We start from the raw sequence: 17011 nt of genomic DNA, 5'->3' as shown, positions 1-17011 counted from the left end.
CCATTGCGCCCCTTTCGGGGCTGCTCAACGTGACTCTATTTCTTGGCAGGCTTTGCGGGCGTTGCTGCCTTGGGCGCGCCAACAATTTTCTCGGCAATTGCATCAAACTGAGTGGCACGGGCCTGAATATCGCTCTGAGTGGTTTCGATCAGTTTTTTCACAAACACGTTAACCAGATCGGGAGTTGCCGTCTTGTACTTGGCGACTACGGGCGACTCAAAAAAAGTCACGAGCTGACGCAGTTCTTCAAGCGTGAAGCGTTCCATGTACATGGGCACCAGGGCCTCGCTGTTGGCTTGTCCCACTTTGGCTGTGATGATCTTATTGGCATCGGCCGCAAACTTCGCCAGTTCCGCATTGAATTCTTCCGAGGCCTTGGCCTGCCGGGCTTTCGGGACACTGGTGTCAAACCGTTCTGTCCAGGTTCCAGCCATTTGCTGTGCTGCGCCATTGGCCAACTGGGCAACCAGAGCATCGAGATCCGGACCCTGCTGCAGGGCGACCACTTTACGGGCCCACTCCTGTTTTGGGTCGACCGCTTGTGCCTGACTGGAGGCAGAGAAGGACAGGCCTGCGATCAGCAGTGCGCCTAGGATTTTTTTCATCAATTGAGTTCCGGGTTGGGGGTGGAGGCCGCTTGGCCTGAATCGGTATCGGGTTCGTTTTCGTCCAGACTGGCATCATTTTCCACGATCCGCTGAAGACCGCTTAGTTGAGAGCCCTCATCCAGACCGATCAGGGTAACGCCCTGGGTGGCGCGGCCCATCTCACGGATTTCGCTGACACGGGTGCGAACCAGCACACCCTTGTCGGTGATCAGCATGATTTCATCGTCGACGTGAACCAGCGTTGCGGCGACGACTTTGCCGTTTCGCTCGCTCTGCTGGATGGCAATCATGCCCTTGGTTCCGCGTCCATGTCGGGTGTACTCCTGAATGGAAGTGCGTTTTCCAAATCCATGTTGTGTTGCGGTCAATACGCTCTGCTGCTCGTCCTCGGCAACCAGCATGGCAATCACGCCCTGGCCATCGTCCAGCATCATGCCGCGCACGCCACGTGCATTACGTCCCATCGGCCGCACGTCGTTTTCGTCAAACCGGACAGCCTTGCCCCCGTCGGAGAACAGCATCACATCATGTTTGCCGTCGGTCAGCGCTGCGCCGATCAGGTAGTCGCCATCGTCAAGATCCACGGCGATGATGCCGGCCTTGCGCGGGTTGCTGAAGTCTTCGAGTGGCGTCTTTTTAACCGTGCCCATGCTTGTCGCCATGAATACGTATTGATCGGCCGGAAAGCTGCGTTTTTCACCCGTCAGTGGCAGTACCACGGTGATTTTTTCGCCTTCCTGCAAGGGAAACATATTGACGATGGGTCGCCCCCGTGAGCCGCGTGAGCCGGCCGGAACTTCCCACACCTTGAGCCAGTAAAGCCGGCCGCGGTTTGAAAAGCACAGGATGTAGTCGTGCGTGTTGGCAATAAAGAGCTGGTCAACCCAGTCATCTTCCTTGGTGGCCGTTGCCAGCTTGCCGCGCCCGCCGCGTTTTTGTGCGCGGTACTCGGACAGAGGCTGGCTTTTGATGTAGCCGGTGTGAGACAAGGTCACCACCATGTCGGTGGGCGTGATCAGGTCTTCGGTGCTGAGGTCAAACGAGCTGTGTTCAATATGGCTTCTGCGAGCACCCAGCTTGGTCTGACCGAATTCCTGGCGAATCACAGATAGCTCTTCACCAATGATGGTCGAGACACGCTCGGGACGTGAAAGGATGTCCAGCAGATCATCGATCTCTGCCATAACCTCCTTGTACTCGGCAACGATTTTGTCCTGCTCCAGGCCGGTCAGGCGCTGCAGACGCATCTGGAGGATTTCCTGAGCCTGCGTTTCGGACAGGCGGTACAGACCGTCACCGCCCATGCCAAATTCCTTTTCCAGGCCGTCGGGACGATAGTCGTCAGCATTGACGATGCCTCCATCTGCGCGGGTGCGGGTTAGCATCTCACGCACGAGGCTGCTGTCCCAGGGGCGCAGCATGAGCTCGGCTTTGGCGACCGGCGGCGTAGGTGCATTGCGAATGATCGCGATGAAATCGTCAATATTTGCCAGCGCAACGGCCAGGCCTTCAAGCACATGCCCGCGTTCGCGCGCCTTGCGTAGCGTGTACACCGTGCGGCGTGTGACCACTTCACGGCGATGAGACAGGAAGACCTGGATCAGGTCTTTCAGGTTGCACAGCTTGGGCTGGCCGTTGACCAGGGCCACCATGTTGATGCCAAAGGTGTCCTGAAGCTGGGTCTGCTTGTACAGGTTATTTAGCACCACTTCGGGTACTTCGCCGCGCTTGAGTTCAATGACCAGGCGCATGCCTGACTTGTCGCTCTCGTCCTGGATGTGGCTGATGCCCTCGATTTTTTTCTCGTGCACCAGCTCGGCCATACGCTCCTGAAGCGTCTTTTTGTTGACCTGATAAGGAAGCTCGTCCACGATGATGGACTGTCGTTGCCCCTTGTCGATGTCCTCAAAATGGCAACGCGCGCGCATGACCACTTTGCCACGGCCCGTGCGGTACCCGTCCTTGACACCATTGATCCCGTAAATGATGCCGGCGGTGGGGAAGTCGGGTGCCGGAATGATTTCCATCAGTTCGTCAATGCTGGCGTGCGGGTTTTTCAACAAATGCAAACATGCGTCGACAACCTCATTGAGGTTGTGTGGCGGGATGTTGGTGGCCATGCCCACGGCAATGCCGCCGGAACCATTGATCAGCAGGTTGGGGATGCGTGAGGGCAGAACCAGCGGTTCTTTTTCGCTGCCGTCATAGTTGGGCCCGAAGTCGACGGTTTCCTTGTCGATATCGGCCAGCATTTCCTGCGCGATCTTTGCCAGACGGATCTCGGTGTACCGCATCGCTGCCGGGTTGTCGCCATCGACCGATCCGAAGTTACCCTGACCGTCTACCAGCATGTGACGCAGGGAAAAATCCTGCGCCATCCGCACGATGGCGTCATATACGGACTGGTCGCCATGCGGGTGGTATTTACCGATAACGTCACCGACGATACGCGCCGATTTTTTGTACGGCCGGTTCCAGTCGTTGTTGAGCTCGTGCATCGCAAACAAGACACGCCTGTGGACAGGCTTGAGGCCATCACGCGCATCGGGCAGTGCGCGCCCGACGATCACGCTCATTGCGTAATCCAGGTAGCTGCGCCGCATTTCCTCTTCAAGACTGATGGGCAAGGTTTCTTTGGCAAACTGGGTCATGAACGGCCTGAATTGGATTTTTGTAACGCGCGGAAGCTTAAGCCTGCTGATTTTAAGGCCTGCGTGACGTTATACCGGGTGTGGCACTCCCGCAACAAAAACAAAAGTTTCTGCATTCTGTGTCAGACGAAGCCGCTACCAAGCTTGAACAGCGAATGAGGTATGGCACAATAACTGTAACGCTTTGAGTGATGGTCACTTAACGGCGTGTATCCAATCGCAGCAAGTCTGCGGCTTTTCTCTAGAGGAGAACCATGAAGAAACTCAACAAAGTGGCAATGTTGTTTGCTTCCGCAGCGCTTGCAACCGCCGCTGGTGCACAAACAATTGACAACTGGAAAAACGGCAACAATGAGCTGGTCTGGAAAAACGGCACCAATGAGTTGTGCTGGCGCGATGCCTTCTGGACCCCGGCAACTGCCGCTCCAGGTTGCGACGGCGCTATCGTCCCCGTTCCAGCTGCTGCTCCAGCACCTGCTGCTCCGGCACCTGCCGCAGCCGCGCCTGCTCCGGCTGCTCCTCCAGCGGCTACCAAAGTCACTTACGCTGCTGACGCTTTCTTTGATTTTGACAAGTCTGTGCTCAAGCCTGAAGGCAAAGCCAAGCTTGACGACCTGGTCGGCAAAATCAAGGACATCAACCTGGAAGTCATCATTGCTGTTGGTCACACCGACGCAGTGGGTAGCGACTCCTACAACCAGAAGTTGTCGGTTCGCCGCTCTGAAGCTGTGAAGGCTTATCTGGTGTCCAAAGGCGTTGAGAAAAACCGCGTTTACACCGAAGGCAAAGGCGAGAAACAGCCAGTTGCTGACAACAAGACCGGCGAAGGCCGCGCGAAGAACCGTCGCGTGGAAATCGAAGTGGTTGGTACCCGCGCCACCAAGTAATCCTCACGGATCACTAAAAAACCGCGCTACGGCGCGGTTTTTTTATGTCCGGGCGATAATTGAACCATGCCTACAACCGAAAATTTCGATCCCGCCGAACTGGCCAAATTCTCTGATTTGGCTCACAGGTGGTGGGATCAGGACAGCGAATTTCGCCCCCTGCATCAGATCAACCCCCTGCGCTTGGGGTGGATTGAAAGCATTGCTCCGCTTAAAAATCAGCGCGTCGTGGACATTGGCTGCGGCGGTGGCATTCTGTCGGATTCCATGGCGCGCAAAGGCGCCAACGTTTTGGGGATTGATTTGGCCTCCAAGGCCCTGAAGGTCGCCCAGCTTCATGCGCTGGAAGCCAACACTGAAAACATTGCTTACCGGGAAATCAGTGCAGAAGCACTTGCAGAAGAGCAACCCGGCAATTTTGACGTGGTGACCTGCATGGAAATGCTGGAGCACGTACCCGATCCATCTTCCGTGGTTCGCGCTTGCGCCGCGCTCGTCAAACCCGGCGGCCATGTGTTTTTCTCCACGATTAACCGCAATGCCAAAGCCTTCCTGTTTGCTATTGTTGGGGCGGAGTATGTGTTGAATCTTTTGCCGCGTGGCACGCACGAGTACGCCAAGTTGATCAAACCCAGCGAGCTTGCCGGCTATTGCCGTAGCGCGGGACTCGGATTGCAACAGACCCGGGGCATGGAATACAACCCGCTGACACAGCACTATTGGTTAAGCGCTGACACCAGCGTTAACTACCTGCTGGCGACGCAAAAGACCTGAAACGGCGATTGATGTTCAATGATATTGATGCGGTGCTATTTGACCTGGATGGCACCTTGATTGACAGCGCGCCCGACCTTGGCGCTGCCGCAGACAAAATGCGCACTGACCGGGGTTTGCCCGGGCTGCCTCTGACCGACTATCGACCCATGGCAGGCGCCGGGGCACGCGGCATGCTCGGAGTCGCTTTCGGCATGACACCTGAAAATGCGGACTTTGGCGCACTGAAGGAAGAGTTTTTCTTGAATTACGAAGCCTGCATGACGCAGCGCACCTATGCGTTTGACGGCGTGGCTGAATTGATTGAGAAAATTGACCATGCCGGTCTTAAATGGGGAGTGGTGACCAACAAATCAGCACGTTTTACCCTGCCTCTGACGCGCCAGATGCCGCTTTTCAGTACGGCTCAAACCATCATCAGCGGTGACACGACGCCCCATGCAAAACCTCACCCGGCGCCCTTGCTGGAGGCGGCCCGGCAACTAGGCGTTGCCCCTGGTCGGTGTGTGTATGTTGGTGATGACGAGCGTGACATTGTCGCGGGGCGGGCTGCGGGCATGCCCACGGTCGCAGCGGCGTACGGCTATCTGGGTACTACAGACACAAGCAGCTGGAATGCTGATGCAACCATCGTTTCCCCAGCGGCGCTCTTGTATTTGCTGCGAATGGCTTAAACTAGTCTACTTGGGGCTGCATTGGTTTCGACGTGGGTTCGGACGCGGTGTGGTGCATGTCGAGCTGAGTGTGCTCGTAAAACTGATTCAAACAAACTAACTGCAAACGACGAACGTTTCGCACTCGCTGCTTAATTGCCAGTGAGCTTTACAACAGCAGGCCGATGGGCTGGGCAAGGGGTGTTTAGCGCAAGTTAAACGCTCCCGGCTGTAAAGATAATTTCATCGGCTGGTTCCTGGCTGGGTACCTTAACCAGGGACGAGAAAATAGGGTGCTGGCGTCCTGTGTAGCGTGCGACTGCGCGACACAGGTGGCGAGACCTAAATCAGACCGCTAAACATGTAGATCTGCCCGAACAAGGCTTGCGGACGGGGGTTCAAATCCCCCCAGCTCCACCATATTGCTATAACCTGTTGATTTTCATGGTAAATTCATGAAATCGACAGGGTCAAGGGGTATCACGTGAGGTATCACGATGCCATCCCCTTGGCTAATGGCCCGCGCCAGCGGGTTCTACTGTCGGGTCTTCGTCCCGGCTGACTTGCGCCCCCATATCGGGCAGCGCTTTCTGGTTCGCTCGCTTGGCAGCAGGGACAGGGATCATGCCCGCCTGTTGGCCGCCCGGTATGCTCTGGCCATCGGCGATTTGTATCGTCAGTTGCGCCAGGAGCTATCTATGCCAGAACCCAAGGTTGAGGACATCATCAAAGCGATCCAGTCGGGTGGCACGCGCGACCTCATCCGCATGGGCAAGATGACCTTTCCCAATGGCGCTGTAATCGAAGGGCTGGAAGTCGATACACAAGAGGAGCTGGAATCGGTTGTTAAGCATGCCAATGCTGCCGCACCCGCACCCGCGCCCGGCCCCTATCGGTTCTCACCTGCTCATGGCGTGCTGGCATCCGAGAGAGCCAAGCAGTTTTGCGATCACCTGAGCAACACGCACGGCAAATATCAAGCTGCTACTCGGCGAGCGTTGCAGATGTTGATCGACATCTGTGGCGACCGTGCGCCTGATGATTACGACTCAATTGACATTGACCACTTTGAGAAGCGGATCAAACTCCTTCCCAAGAACCCAGAAAAGATCAAGGTCCATCGTGATCGGTGGGTCGGCAGGAACTTCGCGCAGATTGCCAACGATGTGGAGCTTTTTGGTGGCGTTGAAACCATTGGCGACGAGACAATCAAGGGACACTTCGAGCGACTGGCATCGTTTTTCAAGTTCTGCTACGAGCGGCGTTACATGGGGCAACCCTCGCCCGTTGCGGCCCGAGTGAAGAAGGATGCAAGCGTCAACCCGGATGTCCCCATACGGCTAGCATTCTCAACAGCGGAATTGGTTGCCATCTTTGACCCGCAGACATATAAGTCGCGCAAACTACCCCACTCCTTCTGGCCGCCGCTGATCGCACTCTACACGGGTGCGCGATGCAATGAAATCGCCCAGCTCTACCTAGATGACATCGTGAACGATGATCCACAGCATCCGCAGCGTTGGCGCATCATGGTTCGCATAGGCCCCGGCAGAACCGACCAAAGACTGAAAAACAAGTTCAGCAACCGATCTATCCCGCTGCACCGGCGGTTGATCGACTTGGGGTTCATTGACTATCTGAACGATGTTCGCGCCTTAGGGTTTGATCGGGTGTTTCCGTCCTTGCGCTGGACAGAAGCTGCGGGCTATGGCGACACCGTCTCTGACTCGTTCAGCGGTTACCTGCGCGACAAGGTCAAGATCACAGACCCCTTGAAGGTGCTCCACAGCTTTCGGCACTACTTCTGCGATCAGGCAAACAACCTGACCCAGTATGACCAACCCCGCATCTTTGACCTGACCGGGCATAAGCGGGAGGGGGTGTTCAACCTGAGTTACGCCAAAGAGCTGCATTGGGACACAAAGCTGGCAATACTCAACGACATACCCCTGCCGACTCTCGACGTGCCTGTCTATGTGCCTGGAATGTTTACCAAGAACTTGAAGGCTACCAAGGAGCGCCAGCGGGCCAAGGCCAATGCGAGCGAGGCGATCAAAGACAACCACGCCAAGGTGAGCAAGGGTGCCGCGAAGAAAATGGTGCCGATACCAAGCAAAACGCCGGAAGGCGGGCCAAAGCCATTTAGCATCAAGGCAACCAGAAGGCGCGTGGCGCGACCCAGTGGGGCCTGACCCTTACAGATTCCATGGTTTAGCTTTGCACTTTGGGTGCTCGCGTACACCGTTTTAGTTTATTTTGTGGGTTGGCAGGCATGGTGCCAGTAGCCCGCGCGGAGAAAGAAAAGACAAGTAAATGCCATTTTTAGACTGGGTGAACAAGAACCAAGCAAAGGAGACCACCAGGGAGGTGCCCTATCACTTGCTGAAACAGGAGTCGGTCCATGGCGATGCTAGCGGCGCCAACGCGGACAACCTGCTAATTCAGGGCGACAACCTGCTGGCGCTCAAAGCCCTGATCCCGTTCTACGCGGGCCGGGTCAAGTGCATTTTCATTGACCCGCCCTACAACACGCAGAGCGCCTTTGAGCACTACGACGACAAGCTGGAACACAGCCAATGGCTGTCGATGATGTATCCCCGGCTGGTGTTGTTGCGTGAGCTGCTGGCGGCTGACGGCACCATTTGGGTGTCGCTGGACGACAACGAGGCCCACTACATCAAAGTAATGATGGACGAGATTTTCGGGCGGCAGTGTTTTGTGGCCAACCTAATTTGGGAAAAGGCGGATTCACCTCGAAACTCCGCGCGCCAGTTTTCCTCAGACCACGATCACATTTTCGTTTTCTCACGGACCCCCGACTGGCAGCCGAGCAAATTGCCTCGAACGGAAGAGTCAAACTCGATTTACACCAACCCCGATAACGATGAGCGCGGTCCGTGGATACCAGGTGATCCCTACGCGAACAAGCCATATTCCAAAGGGCTGTTTTCGATTACGGGTCCATCAGGTCGTGTTTTTACTGCGCCGCCCGGTCGGTATTGGCGCGTTTCGGAGGAGAAGCTAAGGGACTTGGATACTGATGGGCGGGTCTGGTGGGGACCCAAGGGTGAGGCCAGGCCCAGTATCAAGCGATATCTCTCAGAGGTTTCGGACCTGGTCCCCCGAACACTTTGGCGCAAGGAACAAGCGGGAAGCAACCGAACATCGAAGAATGAAATGCGAGCGCTGTTCCCAGCGGAGGCGTCATTTGGGACACCAAAACCAGAGGCATTAGTTAAGCGGGCACTCCAAATTGCGACATCGGCGGGCGACCTCGTGATGGATTCGTTCCTTGGGTCCGGCACCACGGCGGCAGTTGCGCACAAGATGGGACGACCATACATCGGTATCGAGATGGGCGAGCATGCGCGCACTCACTGCCTGCCGCGCTTGCAGAAGGTGATAGATGGCGAGCAGGGAGGCGCTAGCAAAGCTGTGGAGTGGCAGGGTGGCGGCGGGTTCCGCTTCTGCACCTTGGGCGAGCCCGCCTTTGATACCGATGGCCGTATCAGCGCAGAAGTGAAGTTCGCCACGCTAGCCGCGTATGTCTGGCACTTTGAGACCGGAGAGCCAGGCCAGCAAATGTTTGACACGCCCATGCTGGGTGTCCACAACGGCACGGCCTACTACCTGCTTTACAACGGCATCCTGGGCGACCGCCGCCCCGCTGGTGGCAATGTGCTGACCCACGCCGTGCTGCAAGCTATCAACGAGGTATTCCCGCACGACGGGCCGAAGGTGGTCTATGGAGAAATGTCGCGGCTGGGCGCGTCGCGACTTGGCGCGGAAGGCATCACCTTCAAGCAGATTCCCTATGACGTGAAGATGCGTTGAACAGCGAGAACCAGAAGAACATGCTGACCCTCAAAACCTACCAACAGACCGCGCTGACCGCGCTCACCGATTTTCTGACGGCGGCTCGCAGCCAGCCGGTAGCCGAGGCCTATGGCGCGGCACTCGCCACGCAGAACCGCACAGGCGAGACCTACCATCCCTTGTTTGGTGATCTTCCTACCGTGTGCCTGCGGGTGCCCACGGGTGGCGGCAAGACCATCATGGCCGCGCACGCGGTGGCGCTGGCGGGCAAGGCCGTATTGGACAGCGATGCGCCCATAGCCCTTTGGCTCACACCCTCGGACACCATCCGCACCCAGACTCTCGAGGCGCTGGCGAACGCGCGCCATCCCTACCGTCAGGCACTCGCCCACTACTTCGGCGACAGGGTGCAGGTTTGCGACCTTGAAAGTTTGCAGACCATTAGCCCGCACGATGTCGGCAAGGCTGCCATCGTCATCGTGGCCACCATCCAGTCCTTCAACGTGTCCGACACCGCCAAGCGCAACGTGTATTCCTTCTTTGAGGAACTGGCGCCGCACTTCGACAACCTGCCGCCCAACCTGTCCGCAGGCTTGGAGAAGGTCTCGGAAACTGACTTGCAGAGCCAGCCCTACCTGACCGCCAAGGACGTGGGCCGGGTCAAGTATTCGGTGGCCAACTGGATGCACCTGCAACGGCCCATCGTCATCGTGGACGAGGCGCACAACAACCGCACCGACCGGTTCTTCAAATCGCTGGGGCGCGTCAACCCGAGCTGCGTCATTGAGATGACCGCCACCCCGGTGCCGGGCAACAACGTGCTGTATCACGTCGCCGCCGCTGAGTTGAAGGCCGAGCAGATGATCAAGCTGCCCATCGTGCTGGCCGAGCACCCGCAGGGCTGGCGCGAATGCCTGCGCGATGCGCGTCTGACCCGCGACCGCTTGGAGCTGATCGCCCAGCGCGAACCGGACTACCTGCGTCCCATCGCGCTGGTGCAGGCCATGCCTATCAACGGCGAGGCAACCGTGGCCGTGGTGCGCCAGCACCTCATCGAGCAAGAGGCCATCCCTGAGAACCAGATTGCGGTGGCCACCGGCACCCAGAAGGAGCTGGATGGCATCAACCTGTTCGACCCGGCCTGTCCCATCCGCTACGTCATCACCGTGGAGGCCCTGAAAGAGGGCTGGGATTGCTCATTTGCCTACGTGCTGGCCAGCCTGCAATCGGTCAACTCATCCAAGGACGTGGAGCAGCTACTGGGGCGCGTGCTGCGCATGCCCTATGCCAAGAACCGGACGCAGGAGCCGCTGAACCGTGCCTATGCCCACATCGTCGCGGACAACTTCGCGCAGGCCGCAGCCACGCTCAAAGACCGCATGGTGCAGAACATGGGCTTTGAGAAGCTGGAAACCGCATCGATCATCATCCCCCAGCAGGCGCTGCCGCTGGCGGGCGGCGAGGGCGGCACACCCACGACCGTGGGCCGTGCAGGTGGCGCCGCCACGCCCGCGCCTGTCATACCGGACTGCCACATCGACCTGCCGCAGGTGCCCGACACCCAGCACTGGCCCGACGAAATCAAGGCCGTGGTGCAGGTCAGGCCCACCACGCAGGGCGCCACCGTGTTGCTCAGTGGGGATGTCAGCAGCGAAACGCTCGCGCAGGCCGAGGCCTTCATCAGCAGCACCATGAAGCCCAAGGACCGTGAGAAGGTCAAGGAGCAGTTTGACGCGCACCGCGCCGTGCGCCAGGCCATGCGTGCCCCGGCCCAGTTGGGCCTGGACTTCGCACCCATCCCGCAGCTTTGCCTGACAGTGGACGGCCACCTTGAAGTGGTGGAGCGTGAAACGCTGTCCAGCTTGGGCGATTGGAGCCTGCTGGACCACAAGGTGCAGCTTGCCGGGTTCAGCATCATCGAGACCGTCAACTCCTTCGAGATTGATGTCAACGGCGCCAAGGTTACTTACAAGCACACCGACGCCCAGCAGCTCCAACTGAACACCGCCCCCAGCCACACCAGCCAGCAAGACCTGGTGCGCTGGCTGGACGTGGAGGTGCGCCAGCCCGACATCGGCCAAGCCCAGATGCAGGCCTATCTGGTCAAGATGGCGACCCACCTCATGGCGGAGCGCGGCTTCACCCTCACGGCACTGGTCCGCGCCCGTTTCCAGTTGGCGCAGGCGCTGACTAAGGAAATCGGGCGGCTGCGCCAGCTCGCCATGGCCAAGGGCTTCCAGGGGCGCCTGCTGGACATGGCGGTGCCCAGCCTGGAACAGATGGCGCATTACAGCTTCCACTACCAGCCCGGCCAGTATCCGGCGCGGCAGATGTATCAAGGCAGCTACGAGTTCGCCAAGCACTTCTATCCGGTCATCCACGACCTGCGCGAGAAAACGCAGGCCGGAGCCGTTCCCGAGGAGTTCCGCTGCGCCCAGGCCGTCGATGCGCACCCCAAGGTCAAGCAGTGGGTGCGCAACATCGAGCGCCAGGACAAGTTCTCGTTCTGGTTGCCCACGTCCACAGACTACTTTTACCCCGACTTCGTCGCGGAACTGACTGACGGGCGCGTGCTGGCCGTCGAATACAAAGGCGAGCCCTACAAGACCAACGACGATTCGCGCGAAAAGAATCAGGTGGGACACCAGTGGGAGCAGTCAAGCGGCGGGCGCTGCCTGTTTCTCTTCGCGGTCGAACGGGACGGTGAGGGTCGGGATGTTTTCCAGCAGATTGCGCACAAGCTCGCTTAACGGCTGGAAGTGCAGTTCGGAACCCGTCGAACCGTACTTGTAAACCATATTGATTTATTCACTCTCGCCTACCCGGCGTCCGTTGCCTAATGACAAAAAGGTATGGGTAGATTGCGCTCAAACCCTCCTAACTTTTTCTACCTGCCGTAAAATTGCGGCACTCGGACATGTTTAGCACCACCGCATTGCGCACCGGTCAACATGTGATTGATAGCCTAGGTGATGCACACCGCAAGCTAGGGGCCGAGTCCCCAATCGTTTTGACGGCCACATAAAAAGCTGTCCGCGATGCAGGAGACCCGCAAGGGTCAGGGAGGCTTCCACTTGTCGGTGGGGGTCGCCTGTCCGGCCTGCCCGCGTAACCCGGGGGTCTGCACACCCGCACGGAGCGCACGGTGAAGCCGTCAGTGCCAGGTGGCATTGACGGTCAGCCGGGGATGCGGATTTCAAAGTTGTTGGACAGCGCTCGTCGCTGTCCCCAGCTTCGAGGTCCAACGATGAAAGTCGAGTCCCTGAGCGGCGGATGCAACCGCCGCTCCTTTTTCAAAAAATCCCACGTCGCCGCAGCAGTGGCTGCTGCTGCATCCCCCTTCAATGCCCGTGGCGTGGTGGAGGTGCCCCAATTTGTTTTGGTGCGTCCCGGCGTAAGCACGGGCGGAATCACCATCACCGTTCGCGCGCACTGTCTCGGGCAAGGCCGCTGGATCGCCGCTGCTGAATGGGGTAGCCAGAGCAAGCATCTGCCTTTTGATGGCACGTTCCCTAGTCGCTGGACCGCCGTCTTCAAGAGCCGCAGCGAGGCCGTGGAGCACGCCATCAACCTGGCCCTGCGGCAGATCAATGAGCAGCTTGGCCAACTGGTGCAGACCAAGGACTGGCACGGCAAGGTCGATGCCGTTACCGCTTGGGCTGCTGACGCCATCCGCCAGACCCGTATGCATGACGAATCCCTGCCACTGCGCGGGTTGAGCGTCATCGACCTGTGTGCAGGAGGCCTGGGTGGTTTCGGCATGGGCTTGACCGGGCTGGGCGCAGAGGTGATGTTGGCCTGCGAAATCGACCCCGAGGCCAGCGCCGTCTACCTGAAAAACGTCAAGCCAACCAAGATGCACCTTGACCTGTGCACGCTGGACGGCACCAAGCTAACCTGCGACATCCTCACCCTTGGCCTGTTGTGTCAGGCATTCTCAAAGGCAGGGAAGCGCAAAGGCTTTTCTGACCCCGTGCTCGCCAAGGTTTACGCGCACACCAAGCGCCTGTTGCGTGAAATCCAGGCCCGCGTCGTCATCATCGAATGCGCCCGCCAGTTCCTGACCCAGGAGGATGGCAAGGACGCCGCCGAGGTGCGGGAGCTGCTGATGAAGTCCGGCTACCGCGTGCAGCACCGCACGCTCAACGCCGCAGGCTTCGGTGTGGCCCAAAGCCGGGAGCGTTCTTTCATTGTGGGCATCCGCCTGGACATCGCGACCGATGACATCCTGGGCTTCGTATTCCCCGAAGAGCAGGAGCCTACTGCCTGCGTGGCGGACATCCTGGAAGCCAACGTCCCGGCCACCATGGACGCCAGCCAGTTCGTGCTCAGCCGTGCGGAGCCTGAAACGCGCCAACCCGACTTGGCCGAAGTGGGCCTCATGCGCCGGGTCAAGACCGGGGAAGTGCTCGACGCCCAAGGCTATCGCCTTTACAGCCCCATGGGACTCGGAGCCACGCTGACCGCCACGGGCGGTGGCCGGGCCGCCTCTACGGGGACCTATCTGGTGAACGGTCAGGCCCGCAGCCTGACGCCCCGCGAGGCTTACCGCATGCAGGGCATGCCGGAATGGGCGTCGCACCACCCGGTCAAAGGCCATGCCTTGAAGCACGCGGGCAATGCCATCGCCGTGCCTGTGGCCCGTGAGCTTGGACGCCAGCTCGGGGCGCTCCTGGGCAACCGTTCCTGAAAACAGATCCCGGTGGGTGCGTCCGCACCCACCGCCCGGATTGCGTTTTCAGGGCGGCGCAGCCTGGGTGTATTACGCCTGTTGAAAGGAAGACCATGTTTGACTATGACGGTGATTTGAATGCAAGCCTCGACGACTACCGAGAACTTGTGGCCAAGGTGATTCAGGAAACGTTCCCGAAGTCGCGGTGCGCTGTCCGCGTGCGGCAGACCAAAGCGATGAGATTCCCGAAGTTGTCCATCTCAATTGACGACGGCCCTCCTCCGAAGGACGTGGTTGACGCCATACCTTTGTTGGCAGGGGGCAGGGCAGGGGTGCGTTGGGCGCACTGCGGCAAGGTATTACCGGCGCTTGGGTATTCAGTGCGTTCGCGTCCCCGCGGCGCCCTGGCGCAAACGTCTCAGGAAATCTGGGAGCAGTTGGATCGTGAAATGCCGGGTGCGTGCTTCATTGCTTCGAACGGGCGCCTGAATCCTAAGTTTTCTGCGAAACACAGGCAGCAGGTTGCAGCGCGCGCGAACCAGGCTCACCCCGCCCACAGCTCGGCGACGATGGCGCTGATCGAGCGAGGAGTGGCGGGGAACATTGTCGGGATTGCCATGAACCAGCGAAGTGCTGATCTGGGAAGGGCCACGCCCATGCCGGGGGGCGGTAGCGAACAGGGACCTCGAAGGTCCACAGGCCCCAAACGTCTGTGAGGCCTGGGCTCCTTGGCTCCGGGGTCGCTTAGTTTGTCAGGGAGCGCGGCCGGCAGGGTCCGGCCCAAACTTGCCTAGCGCGGCCAGATCGAGCAGATCACTTCGCCGAGGAGCTTGCTGCGTGTTGCGATCGACTGCTCGTCCCACTCCTTGAACTCCGAAAAATAGCGGTTCAGTCGCAACACCGAATTACGGTATTCGCCCAGCTTCACGGTAAAGCCAGCGTTGCCGCCCGCTGGATTCAGATGGCCGTTGACCAACGACAAATTGCCGATCATGTGCACGAGCCGGTTGCGCTGTCGGATCGGCTCGCCCAGCTCCTTGAACTCGGCGTAGTTTGCCATCTCGGCATAGAAGGGATGTTCGCCCACCTGTTGCGGAATCACCTTCCCTTGGAGCGGCCAGTGCGTCCACCATTTCTGCGGCATCACGTGCTCGATTTGGAGGTTCAGGGCGACCTCCATTTTCTCCGTTTTCTTGTTTCGTTGGCTCAACTCAATCCGCTCGAGGATGAGGCGCAACGCGGGCGTCTTCAACACGTTGTATATGGGCTCGCTGATCGCATGCTCAATCACGTCCTCGTCGGTTGGCCAGCGACGCGTTCCTCCGCCGCCTGCGAGCAGCTTGGCTCGCAACGCGGGGGCGACCTCGACGCCGCGCTTGCCAATCAACGCGCCGACCAATTCGACGAAAAACTTGTTGTATTCGCGGTTCTCATCGTTCAAAAACACGCGGCGCGCGATGAACGACTCGACCATGCCCAGGCATTCACCGAGCTGCGCGGAGGCCAGGTTGGCCTCGAGTTCGAGAAACATGATCAGCGGCAACGCCGTCGACACCTCGAATTCGGCGAGCACCCGCCGAAGGTCGGTGGCTGGCAAGGTCGTCGCCAGCGGCGATTCGTATCGGGCATAGGCGTCGCCATGCCTTACGAAGTCCGCGAGCTCGTCCCGGACGCTGGCGTATTTGGAGGGTTTCGTGGAAATCCAGTGGCGGTATTCCTCGTTCACTCGGCGCGCGTCCACAAGCTGGCCGGTCTTCGCGATGAGGAAGTATCGGAGCCCGAGATCGAGTCGGGAGTAGGTCCGCCCAGCGCGTTTGATCTCGCCGCTCCAAAAGGGCGTTTCGAACTTGCTCCAATACTCGTCGAAAATCTGGTCCCGGTTCTGTTTCTCCTTTTCGGCCCGCATGAAGATCAGGCTTCGGAGGAGGTCAGACTGCGAAAGTGGCCGCCCTTGTGAGTTCAGCGAGTAGAAGATTTCCTGCGAGTCGTCGCCGTCCGACAGTGTGATCTCCACCACTGAAAAGTCCTCCTGGATGGCCTGCATCAGCGTGAACGCGACCGTCTCCGCGTCCTTTTCCGTGGACTTGGCCGTCCCCTCGATCCACAACGCGATCTGGACCGAGAAATACAAGTAGGCCTCGACAAGGTTGCTTCGGACCTCGGGCTTTCGCTTGCGCCCGAGGTAGACCAAGGCATGTCGCGTCTCGACCTCAGCCTTGCTGCCAGAGGTGAGCACGCTCTTGAAGATGTCCCGGTTCAACGTGGTGGGCCAGAGCTTGAAAACCTCCTCATCGGGCTTTTCCATCACGTCGGGGTCAGCGTTTTCCAGGTAACGCGAGAGCGGCTTGTCGATGCTCTTCCACTCTCGTTGCCGGGCCAGGTCGCGAAAGGCACAGAGAAGCAATTGCAAGGTGGTCAACCGCTGCTGCCCGTCGATGACCAAGAACCGCTTGACTTCGCGGGGCGAGGTGGGCTTCACGCCTTCGATGATGAGGGCGCCCAGGTAGTGAGGATTGGTCTCCATCTCGGCGATGCGCAGCGCCGCCTTTTCGACCACATCCTCCCAAAGCGTCTCCCACTGCGGCGACTGCTGCCAGACGTAGAGGCGCTGGAACATCGGCACCACATACCGAAGCTGAGAATTAAATAGTTCGCTGACACTGCGAGGATTTGCCTGCATCCGTCTCTCCTGTTGAAGACATCGTATCCCAGCAGAGCAATGAGGAGTCTAGGCGCCAGGAGCTCAGCCGAAGGCCAACAGCGACTTTTGTTCCGCAGTTCGCTTGCCGTGCACCACACGCACCTGGAAGGTGGCGGTAAATTTTGCGACGGCAGAGGGCCGAAGCGCCTGGGCCGGGCAGCTGGCGTTCGTCAACCCGGGGCTTGACAGCTGCGAGAGGCTTTGAGAGGAATGCTTGGGTAAGGTAAGCAGCAAGCTATGTTCTTCCCC

The 17011-nt window shown here is 59.0% G+C and carries 11 protein-coding genes and 1 other RNA gene; 9 read left to right on the top strand and 3 right to left on the bottom strand.

Going from position 1 to position 17011, the window contains the following annotated elements; all coding sequences use genetic code 11:
- Nucleotides 1-35: 35 nt before the first annotated feature.
- Nucleotides 36-605 (bottom strand): DUF2059 domain-containing protein, encoded by a 570-nt coding sequence (locus tag VE934_RS10920; RefSeq protein WP_324887321.1) that lies wholly within the window; start codon nucleotides 603-605, stop codon nucleotides 36-38.
- Nucleotides 605-3259 (bottom strand): DNA gyrase subunit A, encoded by a 2655-nt coding sequence (gyrA, locus tag VE934_RS10915; RefSeq protein ID WP_324887319.1) that lies wholly within the window; start codon nucleotides 3257-3259, stop codon nucleotides 605-607. Before gyrA ends, VE934_RS10920 begins: the two co-directional genes overlap by 1 nt.
- A gap of 254 nt (nucleotides 3260-3513) precedes the next feature.
- Here gyrA and ompA point away from each other — a divergent pair, with 254 nt between their 5' ends.
- The 9 genes from ompA (at nucleotide 3514) to VE934_RS10870 (ending at nucleotide 14777) form a co-directional block, all read left to right on the top strand.
- Entirely contained in the window at nucleotides 3514-4146 is a 633-nt protein-coding gene (gene ompA / locus VE934_RS10910) for an outer membrane protein OmpA (RefSeq protein ID WP_324887317.1), read from the top strand.
- Between the two features lie 66 nt (nucleotides 4147-4212).
- Entirely contained in the window at nucleotides 4213-4920 is a 708-nt protein-coding gene (ubiG, locus tag VE934_RS10905; protein ID WP_324887315.1) for a bifunctional 2-polyprenyl-6-hydroxyphenol methylase/3-demethylubiquinol 3-O-methyltransferase UbiG, read from the top strand.
- A gap of 11 nt (nucleotides 4921-4931) precedes the next feature.
- A complete protein-coding gene (locus VE934_RS10900) occupies nucleotides 4932-5594 on the top strand; it encodes an HAD-IA family hydrolase (protein WP_324887313.1) in 663 nt (220 codons plus the stop codon).
- 12 nt (nucleotides 5595-5606) lie between these two features.
- Nucleotides 5607-5993, top strand: a transfer-messenger RNA (tmRNA) gene (gene ssrA / locus VE934_RS10895).
- 77 nt (nucleotides 5994-6070) lie between these two features.
- Complete coding sequence (locus VE934_RS10890) at nucleotides 6071-7765, top strand: site-specific integrase (RefSeq protein ID WP_324887311.1); 1695 nt, start codon at nucleotides 6071-6073, stop codon at nucleotides 7763-7765.
- A gap of 121 nt (nucleotides 7766-7886) precedes the next feature.
- Nucleotides 7887-9407: a site-specific DNA-methyltransferase gene (locus VE934_RS10885; protein ID WP_324887308.1), complete on the top strand. Its 1521-nt coding sequence runs from the start codon at nucleotides 7887-7889 to the stop codon at nucleotides 9405-9407.
- Nucleotides 9408-9427: 20 nt separating this feature from the next.
- Nucleotides 9428-12139, top strand: a complete 2712-nt coding sequence (locus VE934_RS10880; protein WP_324887306.1) for a DEAD/DEAH box helicase — start codon at nucleotides 9428-9430, stop codon at nucleotides 12137-12139.
- A 497-nt stretch (nucleotides 12140-12636) separates the two neighbouring features.
- Nucleotides 12637-14079, top strand: coding sequence for a DNA cytosine methyltransferase (locus VE934_RS10875; RefSeq protein ID WP_324887304.1), 1443 nt, complete (start codon nucleotides 12637-12639; stop codon nucleotides 14077-14079).
- A 95-nt stretch (nucleotides 14080-14174) separates the two neighbouring features.
- A complete protein-coding gene (locus VE934_RS10870; protein ID WP_324887302.1) occupies nucleotides 14175-14777 on the top strand; it encodes a hypothetical protein in 603 nt (200 codons plus the stop codon).
- 74 nt (nucleotides 14778-14851) lie between these two features.
- Here VE934_RS10870 and VE934_RS10865 read toward each other — a convergent pair whose 3' ends face one another.
- Nucleotides 14852-16741, bottom strand: coding sequence for a DUF262 domain-containing HNH endonuclease family protein (locus VE934_RS10865; RefSeq protein WP_324887300.1), 1890 nt, complete (start codon nucleotides 16739-16741; stop codon nucleotides 14852-14854).
- Nucleotides 16742-17011: the final 270 nt, after the last annotated feature.

It is taken from the genome of Polaromonas sp., assembly GCF_035638815.1.
Classification (GTDB): domain Bacteria; phylum Pseudomonadota; class Gammaproteobacteria; order Burkholderiales; family Burkholderiaceae_C; genus Polaromonas.
This window is presented reverse-complemented; position numbering and strand designations above follow the sequence as displayed.

What these genes read in the sequence shown, in the direction of transcription:
- VE934_RS10920 (WP_324887321.1), bottom strand. Translation starts at nt 605, where the DNA reads ATGAAAAAAATCCTAGGCGCACTGCTGATCGCAGGCCTGTCCTTCTCT.
- gyrA (WP_324887319.1), bottom strand. Translation starts at nt 3,259, where the DNA reads ATGACCCAGTTTGCCAAAGAAACCTTGCCCATCAGTCTTGAAGAGGAA.
- ompA (WP_324887317.1), top strand. Translation starts at nt 3,514, where the DNA reads ATGAAGAAACTCAACAAAGTGGCAATGTTGTTTGCTTCCGCAGCGCTT.
- ubiG (WP_324887315.1), top strand. Translation starts at nt 4,213, where the DNA reads ATGCCTACAACCGAAAATTTCGATCCCGCCGAACTGGCCAAATTCTCT.
- VE934_RS10900 (WP_324887313.1), top strand. Translation starts at nt 4,932, where the DNA reads ATGTTCAATGATATTGATGCGGTGCTATTTGACCTGGATGGCACCTTG.
- VE934_RS10890 (WP_324887311.1), top strand. Translation starts at nt 6,071, where the DNA reads ATGCCATCCCCTTGGCTAATGGCCCGCGCCAGCGGGTTCTACTGTCGG.
- VE934_RS10885 (WP_324887308.1), top strand. Translation starts at nt 7,887, where the DNA reads ATGCCATTTTTAGACTGGGTGAACAAGAACCAAGCAAAGGAGACCACC.
- VE934_RS10880 (WP_324887306.1), top strand. Translation starts at nt 9,428, where the DNA reads ATGCTGACCCTCAAAACCTACCAACAGACCGCGCTGACCGCGCTCACC.
- VE934_RS10875 (WP_324887304.1), top strand. Translation starts at nt 12,637, where the DNA reads ATGAAAGTCGAGTCCCTGAGCGGCGGATGCAACCGCCGCTCCTTTTTC.
- VE934_RS10870 (WP_324887302.1), top strand. Translation starts at nt 14,175, where the DNA reads ATGTTTGACTATGACGGTGATTTGAATGCAAGCCTCGACGACTACCGA.
- VE934_RS10865 (WP_324887300.1), bottom strand. Translation starts at nt 16,741, where the DNA reads ATGCAGGCAAATCCTCGCAGTGTCAGCGAACTATTTAATTCTCAGCTT.